This is a genomic window from Nostoc sp. (assembly GCF_036919615.1).
In the GTDB taxonomy this organism is placed as follows: domain Bacteria; phylum Cyanobacteriota; class Cyanobacteriia; order Cyanobacteriales; family Nostocaceae; genus Nostoc.
Genome location: NZ_JBALCN010000046.1, coordinates 166640 through 188286 on the forward strand (window position 1 = coordinate 166640; position 21647 = coordinate 188286).

At 41.0% G+C, this 21647-nt stretch carries 22 protein-coding genes and 2 pseudogenes; 12 read left to right on the forward strand and 12 right to left on the reverse strand.

Annotated features, from left to right (window positions below; genetic code table 11):
* Position 1: 1 nt before the first annotated feature.
* From V7K48_RS15270 to V7K48_RS15280, 3 genes are all read right to left on the reverse strand, one after another.
* Positions 2 to 1165 carry a helix-turn-helix domain-containing protein gene (locus V7K48_RS15270; RefSeq protein WP_335073786.1) on the reverse strand — a complete coding sequence of 388 codons (1164 nt, stop codon included), beginning with the start codon at positions 1163 to 1165 and terminating at the stop codon, positions 2 to 4.
* A 107-nt stretch (positions 1166 to 1272) separates the two neighbouring features.
* Entirely contained in the window at positions 1273 to 1488 is a 216-nt protein-coding gene (locus V7K48_RS15275) for a hypothetical protein (RefSeq protein ID WP_335073788.1), read from the reverse strand.
* 89 nt (positions 1489 to 1577) lie between these two features.
* Positions 1578 to 2714 (reverse strand): cob(I)yrinic acid a,c-diamide adenosyltransferase, encoded by a 1137-nt coding sequence (locus V7K48_RS15280; RefSeq protein ID WP_335073790.1) that lies wholly within the window; start codon positions 2712 to 2714, stop codon positions 1578 to 1580.
* 226 nt (positions 2715 to 2940) lie between these two features.
* Here V7K48_RS15280 and fraC point away from each other — a divergent pair, with 226 nt between their 5' ends.
* From fraC to V7K48_RS15300, 4 genes are all read left to right on the forward strand, one after another.
* Positions 2941 to 3480 carry a filament integrity protein FraC gene (gene fraC, locus V7K48_RS15285; RefSeq protein ID WP_335073792.1) on the forward strand — a complete coding sequence of 180 codons (540 nt, stop codon included), beginning with the start codon at positions 2941 to 2943 and terminating at the stop codon, positions 3478 to 3480.
* A 64-nt stretch (positions 3481 to 3544) separates the two neighbouring features.
* Entirely contained in the window at positions 3545 to 4552 is a 1008-nt protein-coding gene (fraD, locus tag V7K48_RS15290; RefSeq protein WP_335073794.1) for a septal junction protein FraD, read from the forward strand.
* A 188-nt stretch (positions 4553 to 4740) separates the two neighbouring features.
* Positions 4741 to 5520, forward strand: coding sequence for an ABC transporter permease (locus V7K48_RS15295; RefSeq protein WP_334977332.1), 780 nt, complete (start codon positions 4741 to 4743; stop codon positions 5518 to 5520).
* 321 nt (positions 5521 to 5841) lie between these two features.
* A complete protein-coding gene (locus V7K48_RS15300; protein ID WP_335073796.1) occupies positions 5842 to 6498 on the forward strand; it encodes a pentapeptide repeat-containing protein in 657 nt (218 codons plus the stop codon).
* 376 nt (positions 6499 to 6874) lie between these two features.
* Here the strand turns inward: V7K48_RS15300 and V7K48_RS15305 are convergent, their stop codons facing one another.
* Positions 6875 to 7591 (reverse strand): ROK family protein, encoded by a 717-nt coding sequence (locus V7K48_RS15305; RefSeq protein ID WP_335073798.1) that lies wholly within the window; start codon positions 7589 to 7591, stop codon positions 6875 to 6877.
* Positions 7592 to 8513: 922 nt separating this feature from the next.
* Between V7K48_RS15305 and V7K48_RS15310 the strand changes: the two genes are divergently transcribed.
* Entirely contained in the window at positions 8514 to 8882 is a 369-nt protein-coding gene (locus V7K48_RS15310) for a hypothetical protein (protein WP_335073800.1), read from the forward strand.
* Positions 8883 to 9129: 247 nt separating this feature from the next.
* Here the strand turns inward: V7K48_RS15310 and V7K48_RS15315 are convergent, their stop codons facing one another.
* A complete protein-coding gene (locus tag V7K48_RS15315) occupies positions 9130 to 9303 on the reverse strand; it encodes a hypothetical protein (RefSeq protein ID WP_335073802.1) in 174 nt (57 codons plus the stop codon).
* A gap of 220 nt (positions 9304 to 9523) precedes the next feature.
* On the opposite strand from V7K48_RS15315, the pseudogene V7K48_RS15320 reads away from it, so the two are divergent.
* Both V7K48_RS15320 and V7K48_RS15325 read left to right on the forward strand, forming a co-directional pair.
* Positions 9524 to 10704 (forward strand): annotated as a pseudogene (locus tag V7K48_RS15320) (low temperature requirement protein A).
* 399 nt (positions 10705 to 11103) lie between these two features.
* Positions 11104 to 11322, forward strand: coding sequence for a hypothetical protein (locus V7K48_RS15325; RefSeq protein ID WP_335073927.1), 219 nt, complete (start codon positions 11104 to 11106; stop codon positions 11320 to 11322).
* A gap of 256 nt (positions 11323 to 11578) precedes the next feature.
* Here V7K48_RS15325 and V7K48_RS15330 read toward each other — a convergent pair whose 3' ends face one another.
* Positions 11579 to 12235 carry a Uma2 family endonuclease gene (locus V7K48_RS15330; RefSeq protein WP_335073804.1) on the reverse strand — a complete coding sequence of 219 codons (657 nt, stop codon included), beginning with the start codon at positions 12233 to 12235 and terminating at the stop codon, positions 11579 to 11581.
* 287 nt (positions 12236 to 12522) lie between these two features.
* Between V7K48_RS15330 and V7K48_RS15335 the strand changes: the two genes are divergently transcribed.
* Positions 12523 to 12699, forward strand: coding sequence for a hypothetical protein (locus V7K48_RS15335; protein WP_335073806.1), 177 nt, complete (start codon positions 12523 to 12525; stop codon positions 12697 to 12699).
* 3 nt (positions 12700 to 12702) lie between these two features.
* Here the strand turns inward: V7K48_RS15335 and V7K48_RS35025 are convergent.
* The 6 genes and pseudogenes from V7K48_RS35025 to V7K48_RS15360 form a co-directional block, all read right to left on the reverse strand.
* A pseudogene (locus V7K48_RS35025) lies at positions 12703 to 12771 on the reverse strand (hypothetical protein); the annotation flags it as partial.
* Positions 12772 to 13010: 239 nt separating this feature from the next.
* Positions 13011 to 14012: a hypothetical protein gene (locus V7K48_RS15340; protein WP_335073808.1), complete on the reverse strand. Its 1002-nt coding sequence runs from the start codon at positions 14010 to 14012 to the stop codon at positions 13011 to 13013.
* Positions 14013 to 14525: 513 nt separating this feature from the next.
* Positions 14526 to 16367, reverse strand: a complete 1842-nt coding sequence (gene ftsH3, locus V7K48_RS15345) for an ATP-dependent zinc metalloprotease FtsH3 (RefSeq protein WP_335073810.1) — start codon at positions 16365 to 16367, stop codon at positions 14526 to 14528.
* Between the two features lie 137 nt (positions 16368 to 16504).
* Positions 16505 to 17305, reverse strand: coding sequence for an aminotransferase class IV (locus tag V7K48_RS15350; protein WP_335073812.1), 801 nt, complete (start codon positions 17303 to 17305; stop codon positions 16505 to 16507).
* Between the two features lie 11 nt (positions 17306 to 17316).
* On the reverse strand, positions 17317 to 17736 hold the full coding sequence (locus V7K48_RS15355; RefSeq protein ID WP_335073814.1) for a GNAT family N-acetyltransferase: 420 nt from the start codon (positions 17734 to 17736) through the stop codon (positions 17317 to 17319).
* A 97-nt stretch (positions 17737 to 17833) separates the two neighbouring features.
* The gene (locus V7K48_RS15360; RefSeq protein WP_335073816.1) at positions 17834 to 18619 is read right to left on the reverse strand and encodes a hypothetical protein; all 786 of its coding nucleotides are present in this window, start codon (positions 18617 to 18619) and stop codon (positions 17834 to 17836) included.
* Positions 18620 to 19144: 525 nt separating this feature from the next.
* Between V7K48_RS15360 and V7K48_RS15365 the strand changes: the two genes are divergently transcribed.
* The 4 genes from V7K48_RS15365 (at position 19145) to V7K48_RS15380 (ending at position 21545) form a co-directional block, all read left to right on the forward strand.
* The gene (locus tag V7K48_RS15365; RefSeq protein WP_335073818.1) at positions 19145 to 19648 is read left to right on the forward strand and encodes a hypothetical protein; all 504 of its coding nucleotides are present in this window, start codon (positions 19145 to 19147) and stop codon (positions 19646 to 19648) included.
* Positions 19649 to 19749: 101 nt separating this feature from the next.
* Positions 19750 to 20589: a hypothetical protein gene (locus tag V7K48_RS15370; protein WP_335073820.1), complete on the forward strand. Its 840-nt coding sequence runs from the start codon at positions 19750 to 19752 to the stop codon at positions 20587 to 20589.
* On the forward strand, positions 20576 to 20878 hold the full coding sequence (locus V7K48_RS15375) for a hypothetical protein (protein ID WP_335073822.1): 303 nt from the start codon (positions 20576 to 20578) through the stop codon (positions 20876 to 20878). The genes V7K48_RS15370 and V7K48_RS15375 overlap by 14 nt, the downstream gene beginning before the upstream one ends.
* A 40-nt stretch (positions 20879 to 20918) precedes the next feature.
* Positions 20919 to 21545, forward strand: a complete 627-nt coding sequence (locus V7K48_RS15380) for a hypothetical protein (protein WP_335073824.1) — start codon at positions 20919 to 20921, stop codon at positions 21543 to 21545.
* Positions 21546 to 21647 lie beyond the last annotated feature (102 nt).

The window sequence follows — 21647 nt, forward strand, 5'->3', positions numbered from 1 at the left end:
GCTAAACTTCACACATTTCTACCCTATTTTTAACATATCGGTTTGGATTATCGTCTGCTGATTCTATGCCTTGAAAATGCAAACTCACCTTTAAACCATTCATCCAAGACGGATCAATTAGATGATCATGTTGCAGCCGACCCACAACAATAGCAGGATGAATACCGATACGTTCCGCAAAATCAATCACATCAGTTTCAGATTTAAGCTTTGCTAATTCCCCCTGATACTCAGATGGAATCAAAAATTCCCGCGACCATTGATCTGCTTGGCGTTCCGGCTCCGATTTCAAACTTTCCCCACTATTGCATTCATCGAGAAAAATATTTTCCTTCTCATGTAGCAAAATATGTGCTGCTTCATGGAAAAAATTAAACCAGAAACGGTCATTAGTTTTACCGGAAAGCGAAAGTTGAATCAGTGCCTTATGCGGGTTTAACCACCGGGCGACACCACTGACATGCGCTCTCTTGATTGATGGTACTAAAACAAGCACAACCCCTGCTTTCTGACACAGCTTTTGCATTTGTGGTTCAAATTCCTCTGGCGGTAACACCGTCAAAGTGCGAATTTCCCGCACTGCCTTTTTAAATTTTGGTTTACTGTACTTGGGACAGTCTAGTTTTTCTGCTGTTATTTCCCCTAACCGTAACCAAGTGGAAATAGCACCAACATCACTTTGCTCTTCCCGTGTCCGACGAAAAGCACCTTCCATACCTGCATAATAATTCTGCCAATCTGACGGCGAGGCAACACCGAAAAATTGCAGTAACTTTTTTACCAAACCAGGCTTATTCTTGGCAATTAAACGGCACTTAGGAATTACACCTTGGTTCATCAAGTCTTTAACTGGTAACTGATCTAACCAAGATGTCCACTCATTTAAACGGTTTTCTTCTTCTTTCCTTGCCAAAGCGGCGCGATATTGAGCTTCATATCTGAGCCAGAATGCTGCTGTACTACCCATAACTCGTTCTAGCTTCAGGGCTGTTTCTTCATTGATAGGTGCTTTGCCGTTGATCAGTAGGCTGATATGTTTGGTGGTGTAGCCTAATCGGTCTGCTAATTGTGCCTGTGTCCAATCACGCTCTTCTAATAAATCAGCGATGGCATCACCGGGAGAAGATACCCAATCTGGAGTGAATGGTCGGGTTGTCTTAGTCATGGTAATCTCCAATGAAAATAATACAAACAGCAGTAACTTTTGACCAATCAATGCTTCCATCCTCGGTAAGGGGGATGGGGTCGTTATCTGGCTTAAATACAAGTCGTTTACCACCTTCCAGGTTTACTGCAAATTCTACCTGCCCTATCTCCTTTTAAGGGATGGGGATGACCTCTAACTAATTCTGTGACACAACTAGCAGCACCAAGAATAGCCAACTGGGTTCTTAATTTCTTGGCACAGTTTGCACCCAAGTTTGTTTTTGCTAACTTTTGTTGTTCGCATAGGTTTTGCAGTTTGCCGTCAGCGAAGGTGATTTCCATGCGTTACTACACTAATATAAGTTTACCATTTTGGTAAACAAATTTGTTATGTTTCTAGAAAATCTAGCATATCAACTAATCAGCAACGCCTAAAAATCTACGCCTCGTTTGAGTTCTACACCTTGATTGGCATAGTGTTTGTGACAGTAAACCTCAGAATGAACGCTAGCCAAGTCAAAGTAGGCGGGTGGATTTTGACAGCGGCCAGTGATGATGATTTCGGTGTCGCGGGGTTTGCGGAGTAAAGCTTGGACAATGGGTTCAACAGGGAGTAGTTCTAAGTCAACGGTGGGATTGAGTTCATCAAGAATAATTGTTTTATACAGACCAGAGGCGATCGCAACTTTAGCGATTTCCCAACCCCGTTCGGCTTCTACGTAGTCTAATTCTTGCCGGGAATTTCGCCAGACGATCGCATCTCGACCGCAGCGCTGATGATCCACCACTTCTGGATATGACTGTTGCAAGGCGGCGATCGCTGCGTCTTCTGTGTAGCCACTACCACCTTTTAGCCACTGCATAATCAATACACGGGTAGACCCTGGATGATTAATTCCCCTACCAATTGCCTGTAAGGCTTTGCCCAAAGCACTAGTAGATTTGCCTTTACCAGCACCAGTATAAATTTCAATACCTTCAAGGAAGAGGGCTTTGGCTGTTGGGTGGAGATGAGGTTTCATTTCTGAGTGCAAATCTGCAATATCGAGCAACTTTTGTGGTGCGGCGCGTCCAGTAGCAATGATTTCCAACTCTTGGGGTTTGAATTTTAATGTATTTACCACTTCATCCACTGGTAGCAAACCCAAATCCAGAACGGGGTTAATTTCATCAAAGACGACAACTGAATATAAACCACTGGCGATCGCACCTTTGGCCACATCCCAACCCCGCATTGCTTCATCTCGGTCAAAGGTGGTAATTTCCTCATGCCCAAAAAATTCGGCTCTCCCAGTGCGAACCTGGTCAATTAAATGGGGAAACCCGCGCTGCAAAGCTGCGATCGCGCCATCTTCGTCATAATCACGTTCAGGCCCTTTTAAAAACCGCAGCAGTAAAACCCGGTTAGAATTGCTAGGCGTATTTATCCCCAAGCCAATGGAGCGCAAAACCACTCCCAAAGCCGCTTGGGACTTACCTTTACCCACGCCATCGTAAACGTGAATTTGACCAATGAGCCGTTCTTGACGCACTTGCGCCGTCCGAATACCAATACCGTTCCTTGTCATCTCTTGAAAAGCTATAACGTTGGCAGTCTTTAATCTTACCTAACGTCTTGTACTCTCAAGTAGAAAAACTGTCCCTCTAGCGTCTCCGTATGATGTATTAACAATATCAATAAAGGAATACTTGCACATCAGCTACTTAAAGGACAAGAACAATGTGATAATTTCCCCCATCACCCTCACTATCCCAGTTATACTCTCTACAGTTAACCCTTGCCCTTGACCATTTATGCTTGAAAATTGGATGCTTCCCAGGATTTTTCCAATTGGTGGAATTCTGTTTGACTTTTTATTTGTACTGATTGCCATCTCCATCGAAGCATATGTTTTGCACTATCGACTAAAATTTGACAAAAAAACTAGCACTTTTTATGCTATTTCTATCAATCTGTTTTCTAGTGTAATTGGTTGGAGCATATTTTTTGCATCAGAACCAATGTTGCCGATCCAGCTAAAATCAGAATTAATTAACTATATGTTCTTTAATAATTTTAAATCTCCACAGACACAAACTTTAATCATCTTGACTGCCTTTATAATTTTCTTTGCTACTTTTTTGATGAAGTTTTTCCTTTTAAGAATTTTACTACTATCATTAAATGAAACATTTGCTAAAAAAGAAGAGGAACCTCAACCATCTGGGGGGCGGCGATGGCGTCGTTTTAGCAATCTTAAATTACAAAGTGGCAATTTAGTTACTACTACATTAATAGCGAATTCTCTGAGTTATAGTCTGATCACAATTATTTTATTGTTTCGCTCAAAATAGTAAGAATTGACTGGTTTAATTCCCAGATAAAATAGGGATTGATTAATCATGTGGAAGGAGGAACATGAATACACTATTTAAAGATGTATTTGGGGTTTTTAAATTTGCTGAGGGACTTTATGCGGGAATTAAGAAGGTATTAGTTCCACCCAAAGCTTATTCCTGGCAGACATTTATTTATCTGAGTGTTTTTTCTTGGATACTTTCATACTTTGCTACAGGTTATATCAAAGATATTATTGCCTTTTTCGGTTGGTTATTTTTAATTGCTGGTACAGCTTGGTATACAACTGAAGATCCTTTGAGAGTTCCTGGTACTTTTATGCCAGTTGGGGCAGTGATCACTGGATTTTTAGTGAGTGTTTTTGCATTTGGAAATCAACAGGATGTAATTACACCACGAACAATAGTTTTTTGGCCAACATTTTCAGCACTAATTACAGCAATACCAGAATTTATTGAAGGAAATGACACCGACGCTAAAGCTCGAATTCCTAAGCCTGAAGACCGCCAAAGAATCGTAATTTTAGTTGCTAGTAGTATGCTACTAAGTTGCTGGATTCAATTTTACTTTATAATGGATAATTGGTTACGACAATATCCCAGTTTGCAGGCAGATACTTTTAAACGTAGTACCTTTGTTGTCAGAACAGAAGAACCAGTAAAAATCCCCAAAAACGGCGTTGTCATTCTAGATAAACTTCAACCAATAGTAGTAGAACAAATAGCCCAAAGACCTTGGTCGGAAGTGGAGAAATGGTTGTTAGATGCGAAACAGCGGGTAGGAACTCTGGGTAGAGAAGTAATTCAAAAAAACCTGGATAAATATGAAGAGAAGGAACTATGGCGCGTTGAACCACGTGTAGCCAATACTAAATCTGGATATATATTAGATTTATTAAGTATTTGGATAGGCCCGAGTTCTAACCCACGGGGCTATTACTTGAAAAAATCTTGTCGGATTGAACCAGTTGCAGCAGTTAATAATTCAGGGAATAAGATTACAGTTGCAGAAATTGAATGCGATCGCCTCAGTAAATTTATTCCTGGAGCACCGCCTCCACAGCAGTGATTCAATTTTGGATTTTGGATTTTAGATTTGTTCTCGCATTTAAATTCGGAGACAAATTTTAAAAAACGCGCCAGGGACAGACATTTTTAAATTAGACATTTTTAAATTTTGGATAATTGAATTAAATAATTCAAAATTAAAAATTTCAAATCTAAAATTCGGTGAGGAAGATCAGGGAAAAATGAGAAATGACTATTAACAGAATTTTTGTATTGGCAAAGAATGTGTTTCAGGAAGTAGTACGCGATCGCATTTTATATATTGTTGGTTTTTATGCGCTAATACTCGCCACTGCCTTCCGTGTCCTTCCTGAATTTGCAGCTACGACTGAAGACAAAATGTTTTTAGACTTTGGGATGGCGGCGATGAATGCCATCGGGTTAATTGTGACGATATTTGTTGGGACAGGACTGGTTAATAAAGAAATTGAAAAACGCACTGTCTTAATGTTAATTGCTAAACCTGTCAGCCGCAGCGAAATTCTCGTCGGCAAATACTTAGGTTTATCCGCAGTACTAGCTGTACTGATCGCCACGATGACAGCAATTTATCTGGTATTTCTGCAATTTGGTAACATTCCTCATCCAATGGAGAGCATTCTAATTGCTGCAATTTTCTTGTTTTTACAGCTATCATTAATCACTGCTGTAGCTATTACCTTCAGTGTTTTTACTGCTTCTCTGCTAGCGACTGTTTTAACCTTTGCGGTATATTTAATCGGAAATATTACTCAAGATTTAGTACAAGTTGGGCGTCTTAGCCACAATCCTGGTATGGAACGTCTAACTCAAGGTTTGTTTCTCATCTTGCCAGATTTATCTCGATTAGATTTGAAAAATGATGCCATTTATGGTCTGCAAGCACTACCTGACACAACTGCACTGATTACAAATGCTGGCTATGGCTTACTTTATAGTGCCATGTTGTTAGCGATCGCTATTCTTATTTTTTCACAACGCGAATTTTAGTCATTGGGGAGCCACTGCGTTGGGCGGCTCTGCCGACTTAAAGCAAGTGGCGTCATTGCGGGAGCAGAGGAGCAAACAGATTGAGCGCTATTGATTAGCCCTCTTGACTCCTAACTCATGTTGTATGAATATTTCCTGACCTATGTCAGCATTTTTTGTTTTAAAAACTACTTCAAAAGCCTATATTCAGGTAATTGGCGATTTTTTGGAAATTTATTTTTGATTATTTACTGAGCTGATCTCCATTTGGGGTGTACTCTCAATATACGGATAACTACCACACTTGATCTTTAAGATAAATTACACCCAGAGGTGAATACCATGAAAAATTATGCTGATAAGCAAGAATTTATATTAAGTCAAATCACAAATAAATATTTCCAACGCCGAGATTTCAGTAGATGTGACTTGAGTGGAATAGACCTGCAAGGAATTGATTTAAGTGGTGTTAACTTCATAGGAGCAGATTTGCGTGGTGCAAATCTGTGTGGCTGTGTTCTCACGCGTGCTAATTTAAGTGGCGCAAATTTGATGGAAGCTAGCTTACGTGAAGCTAATTTGTATGAAGCATCTTTGTGTGAAGCTAATTTGATTAATGCTGATTTAACACAAGCAAATTTGTGCGGAACTTTTTTATGGCGGGTGAAATTTATCGGTAGTAATCTTTTGGGTGCTTCTTTGTGTGATGTCGATTTGAGAGAAGCAGACCTAAGTAAAGCCAAATTAATTGAAGCATCGCTGATTGAAGCTAACTTAAGTTTTGCAAATCTCGCAGGAGCAAAGCTATGTGGAGCAAAATTACTAGAAGCTAATTTGACTGGGGCCAACTTAACTGGTGCAGACCTGACATGGGCAAATTTAACCAAGGCAAACTTGAGTAAGGCAAACCTTTGGGAGACAAAGCTGATTTATGCGAAGTTTCGGGATACGATCATGCCTGATGGCATAATTGAGCAACCTCAGATAGCGATTTATTAGTCAGGAGTCAGTTTTGGTCTGACTTTTCACTATTATCTAGAAAACCTTGCTTCCATTCCTTTCCCCTTTTAGGAGCTACGGTATACACACAAGTCTCTTTGGACGCAATTTACGATTTATCGAATAGCTTAAGAAAACCTCACCCTGGTTCTGCTACGCTTTCACCTGTCCCTCGCCTTGGTAAGCAGAGGGATTAAAGTCAGGACAGGGTGAGATTTTTGTTTTGGGTAATCAGATAACTTGTGTATACACGGTGGCCTTTTAGGGGATATGAATGGAATTGGCGTTACCTGTGTTAAATTTTATATCATTTTTAAATGTTGAGAAAACAAGCACCTTAATAAAATGCACGCAGTTGTGGATATTGAAAAACTTTTTACCTTTTGTCATCTTGCCACAAAGCAATACCACCTAATAAACCAGTGATATTGGGGATGAGTTTTACATTTAACGGTAGCTGGAAATTCACCCTCACAGCTTCACCACCACCAATGTAAAGGTAATCATAATTGAACAGATGTTGCAAGGATACGATCGCTTTTTCTAAACGCCTATTCCATCTTTTCTCACCAATTTTTTCTAACTCTGCACGCCCCAACTGCTGCTCGAAAGTCTCTCCTTTGCGAAACGGATGATGCCCCATTTCCATATTCGGCACCAGCTTACCATCCACAAATAAAGCCGAACCGAACCCCGTACCCAGAGTAATCACCAATTCTACACCTTTAAGAGCGATCGCCCCAAACCCCTGCATATCTGCATCATTAATCACCCGCACAGGCTTATTTAAGTGTTTTGATAATGCTGTTTCCAAATCAAATCCGATCCAATCTGGATGTAAGTTTACCGCTGTTTCCGTAACTCCAGACCGCACCACACCAGGAAAACCGACTGAAACCCGATGAAATTCACCTTGAGCCGTTGCTAACACAACAATTGCATTAATTACAACTTCTGGTGTTGCAGGTTGGGGTGTATCTAAACGCGCCCTTTCCGTTACAGGATTCCCCGTAATATCCAAAACCATAGCCTTAACGCCACTACCGCCAATATCAACCGATAGGGTACGAATCGATCCATTTTCTTCAACCATTGAGTTACATCCTTTTTAGTGTTTGGTTACTGCTTGTTATTTCGTTATTATCCTCTGCTGCATCTGATAATATCCGGATTGTTTGGAGAGTTTTCACATTGAGGGGGAGTAAGCTGTGGCGATTACACGATATCACCGCCACTTGGAAACTTCTCCACTCAGATCCTAAGACATCTTTGTAGTTAACCATTGCCTCCGGCACGCTACGCGATCGCCTTTTTTGATTTCCATTGGCGAACGTACAGAAATTATCCGCGCCAGCTTTGAAAACCGCTAAATAGAGGCATAAGAAGCTTTAGCTAGACTAGAATTGCCAATGAATGCCTAGAAACAGAGTCAGAACAGCAACGGCTCAAGGTTAATGAAAATACCTTTGCCATTTACATTGTAATTATTTCGTTTAGCATTACCCCTGCTAATTTTTCCTCTGGAGGGGATTTTATTACTTATGCAACGCCATCCGAACACCTGCAAGGATAACTAGCAACTTGGGTTAATATGGAAACTTTAGAAAAAATATCAGTATTTTGTCTGTCGTCTGCCGGATATAGGGTAATGTCCGATGTGTTGTCTGCCAGATTTACGCTTTGGTTCTCCATACTGTCTGTCATCAGTATAAAACTATCTGGTTACTTTTAAAACCATTGTCTGCGGGACAATCACGAGTTGTCTGGTGAAATTTTTGCAGATTTTTCAAGTGTCTGGTAGAAAATACTGCTGTTTTCTTCTGATATGAGTATAACTAATTTTACTTGAATCTCAATCCACTTCAAACAAAGCCCAAGTTGTCACCGACTCTACTCACTCTTGGGGATAGGGTTTTTTATATTTTTATTGTCTTGAGAGCGTGCTTTTTTTGGAATTGGGTTAATCAATGTGTATCTATTAAATAGCTATTCAATTAATTTGTAGGAAACCAGAAATGTTAAATTTCCAAAAATCTGCCCTATTGGTTGTGTTATCAGTTGTTACCCTTTGGACTCAAGTAGCTAATGCTGAAACTTTAAAGACTAAAAATTTCCAGGTCATAATTACCAGAAACTGCCCAGAAGGATACGTAACTTGTAACAATGTTAAATATTTTGGCAAGAATCTAAAAACAGGTCAATCGATTAGTCTGACTGGCAAAACTCTCCATATAACTGGTGCAGATGGTGTTACACCAAGTCGGTTCCTCGGTTACGAGTTCCGTAATAACAAATATCTTTATCGGGTGACAGCAGACGGTAATTTGCTAATTTATCAAGGCAAAAAACTGATACTTCAAGAGCAAGGAGCTTTGACATCTTAAAAATCATCTACTAATGCGTAAGCATTTAGAGCTTGACATTTTCGGGGTCAATTTTTCATCACTTTATGTTGTCATCTTCTATCAGTGCCTTTAATTGAGTTAAGAGCTTTTCTACCTTTGCCCTTTTCTTGGGGTCGTCCCAGACTTGAGATTTCTTTAAGCGGCGAAATGTGTCATTAGCTAAGTCTTTTATTGATGGAGTCTCTGGTTGAGCTGTAGACTCAATTTCTTGAATCTTGCGCTTGATTTAACTCAGTGACAGATTATAAGCGATCGCATCTTCTAGGAGTTGTTTTCGTGTTTCCTGATCTTGAACTCGTGCGTAGGCGTAGCCCGTCGTAGACATCGCTTCCTTGACTCTCCTTGTAGTGATGATGCGTAGCTTGCCGCCTATGGCATCGCCCACACATTCTACTTTCAAGCCTGTTCATAGCACTCATGAGCAGGTTTTTTTGTCATGTTCCTCTAAGGATAACGGCGATGCCTACAGCAGGCAAAGCCTACGCCTTGACTGTACCCCAAAAAGCGATGCCTGCGGCGGGCTGCACCAACGCACTTTGGCGTAACTAGCAAGCGTCTAGGCACTCGCTAATTGATCACAGCTAATGCTAAAAAACAATTAGCGATTCGCAATTAGCACTATGGCAAATTTTCTCCAACCTCCAAGATTACGCATTGGTGAAGACACTGAAGAAGAACGACGCGCCAGTTGGCTGGAACTGTTTTATGGTTTGGTTTTTGTAGTTGCAGTTTCTCAACTCGCCCACAATCTCAATGAGGATATTTCTCTATCAGGATTATTTGGGTTTGTGGTTTTATTTATACCAGTTTGGTGGTCATGGATTGGCACTAGATTTTATGCCAACCGCTTTGATAGCGATGATGTGGGACATCGACTGCTGATTGGTCTACAAATGCTGACAGCAGCAGCAATGGCTATTAATATCCACCACATTTGGGTGAGAGTTCCCCTGGTTTTGCGATTTCCTATGCTCTCGGTCGGGCTGTGCTTGTAATAGAGTACCTCAGGGCTGGAAAACATATCCCTTCAGCGCGTCCTTTAACTACTCGTTACACTATTGGTTTTGCGATCGCAGCCTTCCTCTGGTTAATATCAGCATCTGTACCCATTCCTTGGCGGTTCGGACTCTGGACATTGGGAATCATCATTGACTTTGCTACACCTTTAACAGGACGTAAGTTTCAGATCGGGTTACTCCCCCACGCCTCCCACTTACCAGAACGTTTCGGGCTGTTTACGATTATTGTTTTAGGCGAAGCAATTATCGCGGTGGTCAATGGTGTTTCTGAGCAGAAATGGGATACTTTAACCGTGATTTCTGGCGTGTTTGGTCTAATTATCGCTTTTAGCTGGTGGTGGGTCTATTTTGATAATCTGGGTGGTACACCCATTCAGATAACGCGAACACATGGAAAAGTTGGTGTTGTCAATCTCTGGCTCTACACCCATTTACCGCTAGTGATTGGGATTACTGCTGCTGGAGTTGGTGTAGAACAAATTTTGTTGAGTAAGCCAACTTTAGCACTACCTGATTCCCAGCGATGGCTCATCTGTGGTTCAGTAGCATTATGCTCTTTAGCTGTCAGCATTCTCCACAGATTTGGGGTGATCCGTTATTGCAAAATTCGTTCCCAGTATCGACTTGGGGGTGCAGTTGTGCTGCTAGCGATCGCCATCTTAGGCAAAGGTTTGTTACCTGTTGCAGTCATTGCCCTTGTAGCTGTAGTTTCTGCTGGGCAAGTAGTTCAAGATTTGTATCAGAGTCGTCCCACTATTCGCTTAGTTGACCCAAAAATCTAGCTGATAACGCAGTAGTGGCACACATCTATGCGCCACTACGACGTATCCACATAATTTAAATATAAAATCTTTTCTGAAACGCATCTATCCTATGGAGTATATTTATCCAATATAAATAAATATTTATATAGTTATTTAAAGATAATGTAATCTCAGCATTCAAACGCGACGCTGTAATGGTGAGAACTCAACGTATTGCCATCTATCAGAGGTGACAAAACCAAAGGGAGAATGTCAAGATTAGCAGATGTACCTTTGGTTGCTGAAGTCAAGTGACTGAAATATTTATTAATATTATAAATAGATAAGTGTAAATTCAGCGTCAGGAGTCAGGAAAAATTCCCAATGGCAGGTATTTCGCATCAATCACCCAATTCTTCATCAACAAAGCAGAAGATCATGAAGGACGAAAAACCATCAAACTCTAAAGAATTCGTCGGAAATCTCAAGAATGGGATTTGGCTGTTTGGACTGTCATCCTGGGTATTTGGCATTACCGATCGCAGTATTGCTTCATTTGCGGATGGCTATCTATCTGCTTTGGATTTGGCGCAACTATTCACAGCGGCTACGTTCTTTGTGGCGTGGCTATTTTTGAAACCGACATCCAGAGTTTAAGATAGGTGACTGGTTCAGTATCGAATCAATCTTGAGGCTAGTCATGTCAAGATTCGGAAAGTTATCTAAAGGAGAACACTTTTGATCGCCATAAGGGGTGCCCCACAGAATGTATCGATACTTTTGCATTCAGAACAATCGGTGTAATTCTGTAAATTCTCAGAATTACCCTGATTTCTAGTTTTTACTAAATAACCCAAGTTGCTAGTTATGAAAGACGGCAACAGGAGATAAATAAATAATGTTTTAACCTAATTTACGGGAGAGAATCAGGATCTACACCGAGTTCGCGTAACCTTTGTGCCAGCATTTGGGCACGTTCTTCCGGCGTTAGTAAACGTCGTTCTTGCTCGTTATACCAGTACAGCCACTCTCGCGTGATACCCTGATATGTTCCTCGTTCTATGCCAATTCCCAAACCTACCTCTGGTAGCCAAACAGGATTTCCTGACAGCAATTCATACTCGTTATTGACTAATTTGTAGACTTCAAGGTGTGGCTTGCGGCGGCGAGTAGGATTATAAATGACGTAATACAAAACTTTGAGCTTTGCATACTCGGTTTTCTTGGTAGTGTATTCCCCGCGATAAGTCTGAGATACTACTTCCAGTACAAATATAGGAACTTTTTCTTCTTCCCAAATTGCATAACTGAGACGGAGGTTTTCATCAAAAAATCGCTCGACTCCCAGGCTTAAAAATGCATCTGGCACGATTGCTGGTAGATTGGGGTCATAGTAAACAGCCATATCAGCCCCGAGAAACCAGTCCATTCGATCTGCCCATGCCATAGCTAGTACAGCTTTAAGTAAACTAGGAATCAAATCTTGTAATTCATTATCCACAGGGGTATCGTCAGAGTTAGGCAGTTCCTCAGAGGAGGGCAGGCAAGCTAATGGATTGTACTCTAACATGATGGGTTCGGGAACATGATGGGTTCGGGGATTTTTTCACCATCCAGACTTCTTAAATTGTAGCTAGATTGTATCTTTTTCCTTTTGAAGTCAGAGTTCTAGCTTTTTTGATTTGGGTGTATTTAGAAAAATTTTTCTAATTTTCCGGAATTGGTTGTGCTCACGTGGTAGTCTCTATCAGACTACCGATTTATACTGAAACTCTATAACTAAACTTCGGGGAATATAACCCCATTGCAGATTAAAAGCCCGGTCTTCATGGCCGGGCTTTTGACAAAGAACTTATAATGGATGACGCAAAGAATGATATAGCTATAGCCACTTTTGTTAAAACGCTGCCTGCTGGAGAACGAATTCGATGGCATCGCGTAAATTATCCCAATTGTGTAACTGTTTATGAATCCGACTTTCCAACCATGCCCAACACTCTCAATCCGATTGAGGTCTGGAGAATAGGGCGGTAAATACACAAGCTGACACCCTGCGACTTGGATGAGTTGGGTAATCCGACCACCATGATGATTAGCTTTGGAAATTCCACTTTTGGGTTAGCAAAAACTCAGTGAGCTTCTCTTGAGTACGGTTCCACTGTTGAATATTTCCGACAGTGCTTTGCCAAATCCTTATTGCCTTATTTGCAGTTTTGACGATTTATGTTTGCAGTTTGCTACAGTTAGGCGTGCCTTCGGCCCAAGGAGCAGCCTACGACCCCTGCAAGACAACCGCGAGGCGCAAGAAAGTAGAATGCCCCATACGCCCAAGGGCACAATCAGCGTTAGGTTCCGAGAAGCTCCGGCACGAAGATGTCCTCGCACGTCAGCCGCCTCTTCGAGAGACCTTGTTCAAAGTGGTAGCGTAAGTACGTATCGACGGCCTTTCGGTTGGCGTTGACGCCGTAGGGCCACCAGTCCTCGCCCAGCAAGCTGCGATCCGCGTCGATGAGCTTGCTGAACCACGGCACCATCGTGGCCATGTTGTTGAAGATCATACCCTTCTTGTACTGCTCCGTAACGACATCTTTCGCGTCGCAGAAGCCTTTATAGACGGCCTTCACGATCTCCGGGTGTTCCGAGGCGAGTTCCCTGCTGACCACGACCGTGTGCATGATCGGGAAGATGCCTGTGCGCTGGAAATAGGCGCGCTCGGTCGCCTCATAGTCGTTAAATAACCGACTGACCATGGGTGACTTCTCCAGCACGCACTTCGGCACATCGGCCGAGATCAAGGCGTCGATCTCTCCCGCTTCCAGCATCTCTCCCAGGTCACTTCCTTGGGGAGCCGACGTCACCTCGACGTTGGCAGGGTGGGGGTGCGGGACGAAATCGATCGGCTTCAAGGGCCAGTCTAGGCCGCCGACGATCCAGCGGCATTGGTCGGGCGTCACGCCGTAATCATCCGATAGGATGCCCTTTGGCATCACGCCGGCATCATGGCCATAGACCGCAAGTTCGCCGACGGTCTTGCCGGCGAGATCCTGCGGCCTTTTGATGCCCGCGGCTGTGTGGACGTAGATCGCCGAGTGCCGAAAACAGCGGTTCAGGAACACCGGAATCGCGATGAACGGCGGAGCATCAAAGTCCATGGTGCGCAGAAAGTACGTCATCCCGAGTTCCGACACGTCGAAGTCCCCCTGCCGGATCATGCGCTCAAATATCTCGGTGACAATGCGAGCGCTGTGGAAGCCAGCATCGACGCCGTCAATCTTGACAGTGCCGTCAGCCAATGCCTGCGTACGGTCATAATCCCAAAAAGCGATGTCCAGTTTTAGATCAGTCATCGCGTGACTTCCTTGTCGTATCTAGCTGTTAGTTTCAGTCTAAGTAAAAACGGTTCGGGGAGTGAACCAGGCTTCCACCTGCGGCACAATATTTTCATATTCTACAGGACTTACGCAACTGGCACAATGCGATCGCCGTTTTATAGTACATAAGTATTATTCAAGATCCATTCCCAAAGCTTTGTATTCACAAGAAAAATTGCTTGCTTTGAAGCCTATTGAAATATTTATGAGAAAATAAGTAGAGGATGTATTAGATAAATGTTGCTCACAGTAATATATGTATAAAACTTACGCAGAAGAGATCCCCCAACCCCCCTTTTTAAGAGGGGTTGGGGGATCGAGGTTTCAGATTTTCAATGCGTAAGTCCTGACGTAGTAAGATTTTGATTGGTATTAAAAAATAGGGCAACTCTGGAAAATCCCAGAATTACCCCGAATTTTAAAACTTAGGAGTTGAAAGTTAGGAATTGTTCTTAACTGCTAACTCCTAACTCTAAACTACTCATTAAATTAGGCAAACGCAGCGGTTGTTACATCGTTATTCGAGAGAATTTCTTGCAATTCCTCGGCGTCTACCGTTTCTTTATCAACCAACATTTGCGCTATCTGCTCTAAAATGTGGCGGTTACGCACCAAGACTTCTTTAGCGCGTGTATAGGCTACATCCACAAGTTTGCGAACTTCTTCATCAATAGCGGCGGCAGTTTCTTCAGAGAAATCACGCTCTGACATGATATCCCGTCCAAGGAACATATTACCTTGTTGACGGCCAAGGGCAACTGGGCCTAAGCGATCGCTCATCCCAAATCGGGTGATCATCTGACGGGCAACCCGTGCTACTTGTTGTAAGTCGTTAGAAGCACCAGTGGTCACTTCTTCTTCACCAAAGATTAATTCTTCAGCAATCCGACCACCCAAAGCCACTGCCATCTGATTTTCTAGATAAGCGCGGCTGTACAAACCAGTGTCCATCCGGTCTTCGCTGGGGGTAAACCAAGTTAAACCACCTGCACGACCGCGAGGGATGATGCTAATCTTCTGCACAGGATCGTAGTCTGGCATTAAAGCACCAACTAAGGCGTGACCAGCTTCGTGATAAGCAACCAAGGTTTTGCGCTTTTCGCTCATTACCCGGTCTTTCTTCTCTGGCCCAGCTAATACGCGATCAATCGCGTCGTTGATTTCATCCATTGAAATTTCAGTCAAATTCCGGCGTGCTGCCAGAATTGCGGCTTCATTCAACAGGTTAGATAAATCTGCACCAGTAAATCCAGGGGTACGACGGGCAATTTTATCCAAGTCCACATCTTTCGCCAAGGTCTTGCCACGGGCGTGAACCTTGAGAATTTCGCTGCGTCCGGCATAGTCAGGACGGTCTACCACAACTTGACGGTCAAAGCGACCAGGACGCAACAGTGCTGCATCTAGGACATCAGGACGGTTGGTAGCAGCAATAATGATGATGCCAGTGTTGCCTTCAAAGCCGTCCATTTCGGTGAGCAACTGGTTGAGGGTTTGTTCCCGCTCATCGTTACCACCACCTAAACCTGCACCCCGCTGACGACCTACGGCGTCAATTTCATCAATGAAGACGATACAAGGAGCATTGGTCTTAGCTTGTTCAAATAAATCGCGGACGCGAGATGCACCCACACCCACGAACATTTCGACAAATTCCGAACCGGAGATCGAGAAGAAGGGTACACCTGCTTCCCCTGCTACAGCACGAGCTAGGAGGGTTTTACCTGTACCAGGAGGGCCAACTAACAGCACACCTTTAGGAATTTTTGCACCAACTGCGGTAAAGCGATCGGCGTTTTTCAAAAAGTCTACGACTTCGTTTAATTCCAACTTAGCTTGGTCAATACCAGCGACATCGCCAAATGTTACCTGAGTTTGTGGTTCCATTTGGACTCTGGCTTTGGATTTACCAAAGTTCATCGCTTGGCTACCTGGGCCACTTTGAGCGCGACGTAGCAAGAAGAATAAGCCAACCAAAAGTAATACAGGGAACAATAAGCTGCTAAGTGCCTTAAACCAAAATGATTCATCGGTTTGGGGCAAAACAGAAATATCAACGCCTTTTGAAGTCAGAGTATTGATCAGGTCTGGATCATTGACTAAAGTCACAATCCGTTTATTTGGGTCATATTTGGGTGTAACCAGTGCTGTAGAGCGATCTGCACTCAAACTGACTTTTTCTACTCTGCCTTGTTGAACTTCTTGAATAAATCGACTGTATCGCCATGTCTCTCTGCTTTGGGGTTGTTTGTCAAAAAATGCTGTTCCCAAGGCAATGACGACAATAAACAGCAGCGCGTACAGCCCTGCATTTCTCCATCTTTTATTCACTAAGGTCTATCCTCCTGTATTTTTCGCACGTTAGCTCTGGGCGGGCGCAAAGCGCCTTCGCCTAGCGTCTCTGTTCGGAGAGGTCATTATTAAGAATTATGTTAACTTATCTTAAGTGTAACAAAGTCGCGTAGCCCTCATGCTACAAAAAGCTCCCTTATTTTCAGAAAACTAGGATGGTAGGGATTATATTGTAGCGACCCTGTGGGCTGATGAACGGTATGAATGGGAATAATCTCTACCACACTATTAGTGTAGGCGATCGCTTCAAATCTCTGGACTAACTCGACGCTCCAAGTTTCTTCCCGCAACGACTGCTGGTGGTTTTGCAACCAGTTTACAAGTTGCGATCGCAAAATTCCCGGCAAAATTCCTGCCTGCTTTGGCGGTGTCCACCAACTGCCATCACACCATCCCCAAAGGTTGCCTGTACTGGTTTCTAGCCAATTTCCTTGAGCATCGACTAATATTGCTTCTTGAGCATCTAAGCTAGTTCTTGCCAGCCAAGCACTTAAATAATTTCCAGTTTTATGAGAGGGGAGAGAGCGAGAAAATTCCGAACTAGCAATGGCGCATAAAATACCAGTTTTTTGTTTTTCTGTCAAATCTTGTGGTAAGAATCTACCAGTTATCCACTCCCGTCCATCGGGAAAAAGGGTAATTCTGAGAACGGGAAAGTGGGCGAGGAGAATTTGGGCCCCTTGACGCACACGCCTCCAGTCTGGTTGCTGCCAACCAAAAGATTGGACTGAGAAAAGTAAGCGATCGCAGTGTGCTTCCCAATTGGTTAAATTACTGTCTAGCGAGTTATGATAAACCCGCAACGTTGTAAAAACAGTCGCCCCATAAAGTAACCCCGGATCGTTAATGTTTAACTCTAAAGTTTGAGAGTGAATTAATTTACCGTCATACCAAAAAATGTGATTTTTCACACTCATTTTGTTTGTTGCTATAACTTTATTGAAAAGTGATGACTTGTAATGTTTAGGCGTTGCATGAGATAAAACCTGTGAGCTGCAAATCGCTGAACACCAGAATCAAGACTCAGGTGTTCACAGTTATGATCTTTGGCGTATTGAATTAGCCACTGAAATAACTGTTTACCATAGCCATGTGACTGCTTCAATTCATCAACAACTAAGTCATCGATATATAAAAACTTTCCTGATGCTAAACATGTCAAAATGCGAAATCCAGCCACTGCCATAGCTTGCTCTTCTACTTGCAAAAATACAAGTTGATATCCTTCTTTCATTTGATATCGAACTTGTCCGACAAACTTAGCCTGCTCAAGGTGAGGGCGCAACTGGGAAATAACAGGAAAACACCCTAATATTTGAAAGTCAGATTCTGCCAATTGTATTGACATCAATATTGCTTTCCTCAATCATGTGTGAGAAATTGGGAACCGATTGGATAAATATAATTTGCAGCTACACTTGCAGCAAAACGCTATAACTAATAATTTAATCCTTTGGAGGAAATACAATTTTATGAGTCCCTTCAGGAGTTGTAATTACTTTTCCTCCCAAAGCTTCGATTTCCATAATTGCACGTTTTTGAGTTCTCTGATCAACTTGATTATTTAAAACCATTGCCCAGGTAGCAATCTGAGCATATTTACTGTTAGGATTTCGACTCAAAAATTCAGCAGTTCTTTGGGAAGTATTCAGGGTAAGCTGACTCTCAGCATCTGAAAATTTACTAGCCCAGTTTGCCGCAGTTGCAAAAGACTGTTGGGCAGCTTGAGCATTGCCTAAAAATAATAACTCATCAATTCCTTTATAACGCCACACGTAATAAGACTTTTCAGGAACTGAGGGAGACAGTGATTTCAAGCCTTTCTCTGACAATGCGATCGCACGTTCAGGCATGGCAGCATACAATGAAGTACTGATAGAAAGACTTCGATACGCTGCTAAAAATCGCGGGTCACGTTCTAAAATAACTTCAAAATATTCTGGACTTAAACTGTAGCCTGTTTTATCCCGAACTTCATCATCTCCGAAGTACTGTAAAAAATTGAGATATACCAAATCTGCAATGAAATTATCATAACCAAAACTAGGCATTTTTTTGAGAAAATTAAGACGGAGTTTTTCAGCTTTTATTTCTTTTTCTAGAGTTTCTAAAGAGGTAGATTGTTTGCTATTTATCAGTTTTTGCAAGTGGGGAAATTGAATCAAGCCAACTCCTAAAATACATATACAAGCTACCAAAGGTGTAGCAAAAGTTTGACGAGATAACAACATATTTTTCTTGTCTTTATCAGCATAGTCATATCATTGTATACATAGTGGCATGGGAAAAGTCAGCCAGTACTTGCGCGTCTATGCTTTGCTAAAATGAATAGAAAACAGGTTGACTAAAATAAATTGATTTAAATACTAGTATGAATTAACACTAATATTATTTATTTTTTCTAAAGGTTTCTTTGTCTACAAGTAGGAGCTAATTTATACCAATTGTAACTAAGCACTCAAAAGCTAATTAAATAATTCTTTCAGAATCACGCTACTTAGAACAACGGGGGAACCCCTACCGCAGTGCTGGACTTACCGCAACGCAGTGGCTCCAATATCTAAAATGGTATTATCTTTTGTCTAAGATAAATTTAGCTTTGAGAAATCACGACTTTACTTTTCTTTATAAAAAACTTCTGAAATTATTAAGTTGTTTTTATTTTAATTACTTTTATTAAGTAAAAGCCTTGAAATTTTTGACATCACCTACAATTGTATTTTGTTTATATTTAAATCTGTAACCTCTAAAATGTCATGGTGAATAATACTGCTGAAAACACAAAAATTAATGGTCAAGCTAGCGAAAATGGGGAAAATAATAGTCAACTTAGCAAACCCAGCAGTGAATTTAAAAGAAAAGTTAAGAGGCTGAATACTAAGGGAGAAGGATTCAATATTGATGACGTTATTGATGCTATTCAAACAGCAATAGTTGAAGTTGTCGAGTTAGAAATTACCACTTGGGTTCCAGATTCATCTCCTGAGTTAAAACAACTACAAGAGCAACAAATTGCTAAACCAGGTAATCGAATGTACACCATAATCAATCTAATTGATGGTGATATAAACAATGAAGTTGGTAGTCAATTTGTTGGGAATGGCGCATATACAGAACTTCGCGATTTTCATTTAAGTCAAGTCAAAGAAAGCCGGGAGATTATGCAAAAAAATATAGAAAGCTTACAGAAGTTATATGGATTTTTTATAGAAATTATTAAATCTCGTAAAACTTCACAACAATCGCCATCCCGTCCATAGTAGTCGTTATTTATTAATAGTCTGACTAAAATACCTACAGTATAAGAACCGATCTAAATCTGTAGGTTAATTTGCTTTGAAAAATCAATTAAATTATTATAATGCCTAACAATATTCAAGAAAAAGCCAGAGATTTGCTAGAAAAGTTAGTCTCATCTGTACATGGATTAGTTGATGATATTACAGCTTTAGAAGTAAATACGATGGTTGTGGAGCACATTACTGGCGCAAAGTTTAATGCTTGGCAAGCATATGAAGAGATTTATTCAATAAATGACAAAGACTACTTTGATATCAAAGGAATTCCAAATCCAAACAATTTAACAGAACCAGAAAAAACTCGAGCTCAAGAGCTACGCAAGCGTTATACAAGTCTATTTTCGCAACTTGAAAGAGAATATTTTTATATTCTCCTTGAACAAAGTACTGACACTAGTGAGCCAGATTCCAGGATAATACAATATCAGGAGCGTTTAAAATATGAAGTGGAACATAAAGCAAATATTCTTCCAGATGATCCGGTATACATAAAGCTAGCTCGACCAATATTGCCTGCTCCAACTCCTATTGCAAATGAAGAAGATAATAATCAAAAAAATTTGCGACGAAGGTGGCAAGAGATTGAAGAACTTTTGAATAATGATAAATTTATTCGGACTCTGCGAAAAATGTCTGAACTTAAAGCTGCACTTAATGGTGGTCAGATTACCAGCCTAGAAATTGATATTATTTATGCTCAAACTGTTATGCAGTTAGATGGAGATATTATCAGCCGTTACCATAAAAAGCTATTTCAATTACCTGAGGGGGATAGAGATTTAATCCTAAAAATACATAATGAAGGGGTAGTTGCTGGAGAAAAACAGTGGCGTGGAACACTAGATTTTCTGATTAGTATTGTACAAAGTATCGCAAAATTATCCCGAAATGAACGCTTATAAAACATACACAGATTATCAAGCTGATGTTCAACTCTCTTTCTTTGTGCAAATCCCTCAAAGCACTCCTATTGAACTTGAAATAAAGGTTGAGCCAGGACAGTATACTTTTTATCTAAATAAGGCAATTTTAAAACAAATTGAGCAAGCGCAAAAAATAGGCTGCTCTCTGTACATTCCGCCAAAATTACTAGCTTATCTTTGGTACTACAACTGCTTTAGCGATAACATTTGCTTTAGTAAGAATACTGTGCAATCCAATAAATTAGTAATTAATAAAAAAAAACTTTAAAATTTTTGACAATACTTTTATAGTAAATTTTATTAAATTGTTGTGGAGTAAATCATTACAAAATAAATCGATATTACAGTCTGGACTTACTTTCAATTCTTATTATAGAGAAGATATATCAGCTTTATACTTTTGGAAAGAACAAGATATTGTTTTACAAAGTAATGTCTTATTTTATGGCGACATAATTCACAAAATCAGGAGTGATTTTATCCCAAATACTGAGTGTTTAAATATTGTTTATGTGCATTATTGGCTGATTGAACAAATACTAAACTATCTTCGGACTAAATTAAATCTATTAGCTTGGGAGCTAGCTTCACTGTTCCCTGGTGCTTTTTTAACTTGGAAATTACCTTTACTACAATCACTAACAGTTTCATTATCAATACTTGCTGGGCTAGTAATATCTTTTGTATTTGCTACTGTTCGCTATTGGCTTGTTAATCAACTTCTGAAATGGACTTCTATCAGCTCTCAATATCGAAATTGGTTAGCGTGGGGACTAACTTGTCTCACTACTTGTCTAACTTCTAGTATTTTTATTGCTCCCACTGATTTCTTGTTTTTGCTGGTTTTGTCACTACTTGGGCCTCTATTACAATGGGTTTTTAGTTTTATACTGGGGCAAGTTGGTAAAGGTTTTATGCGTTGGTTACTAGCTTGAAAATCGGGTATGAGGCATTGGGCATTGAAAAAGATATTTTCCTGTGAAAGACTGTTTTCATAAAAAGACTAGGGGTGAGGGTATAGGCGAAGTGCATATTCA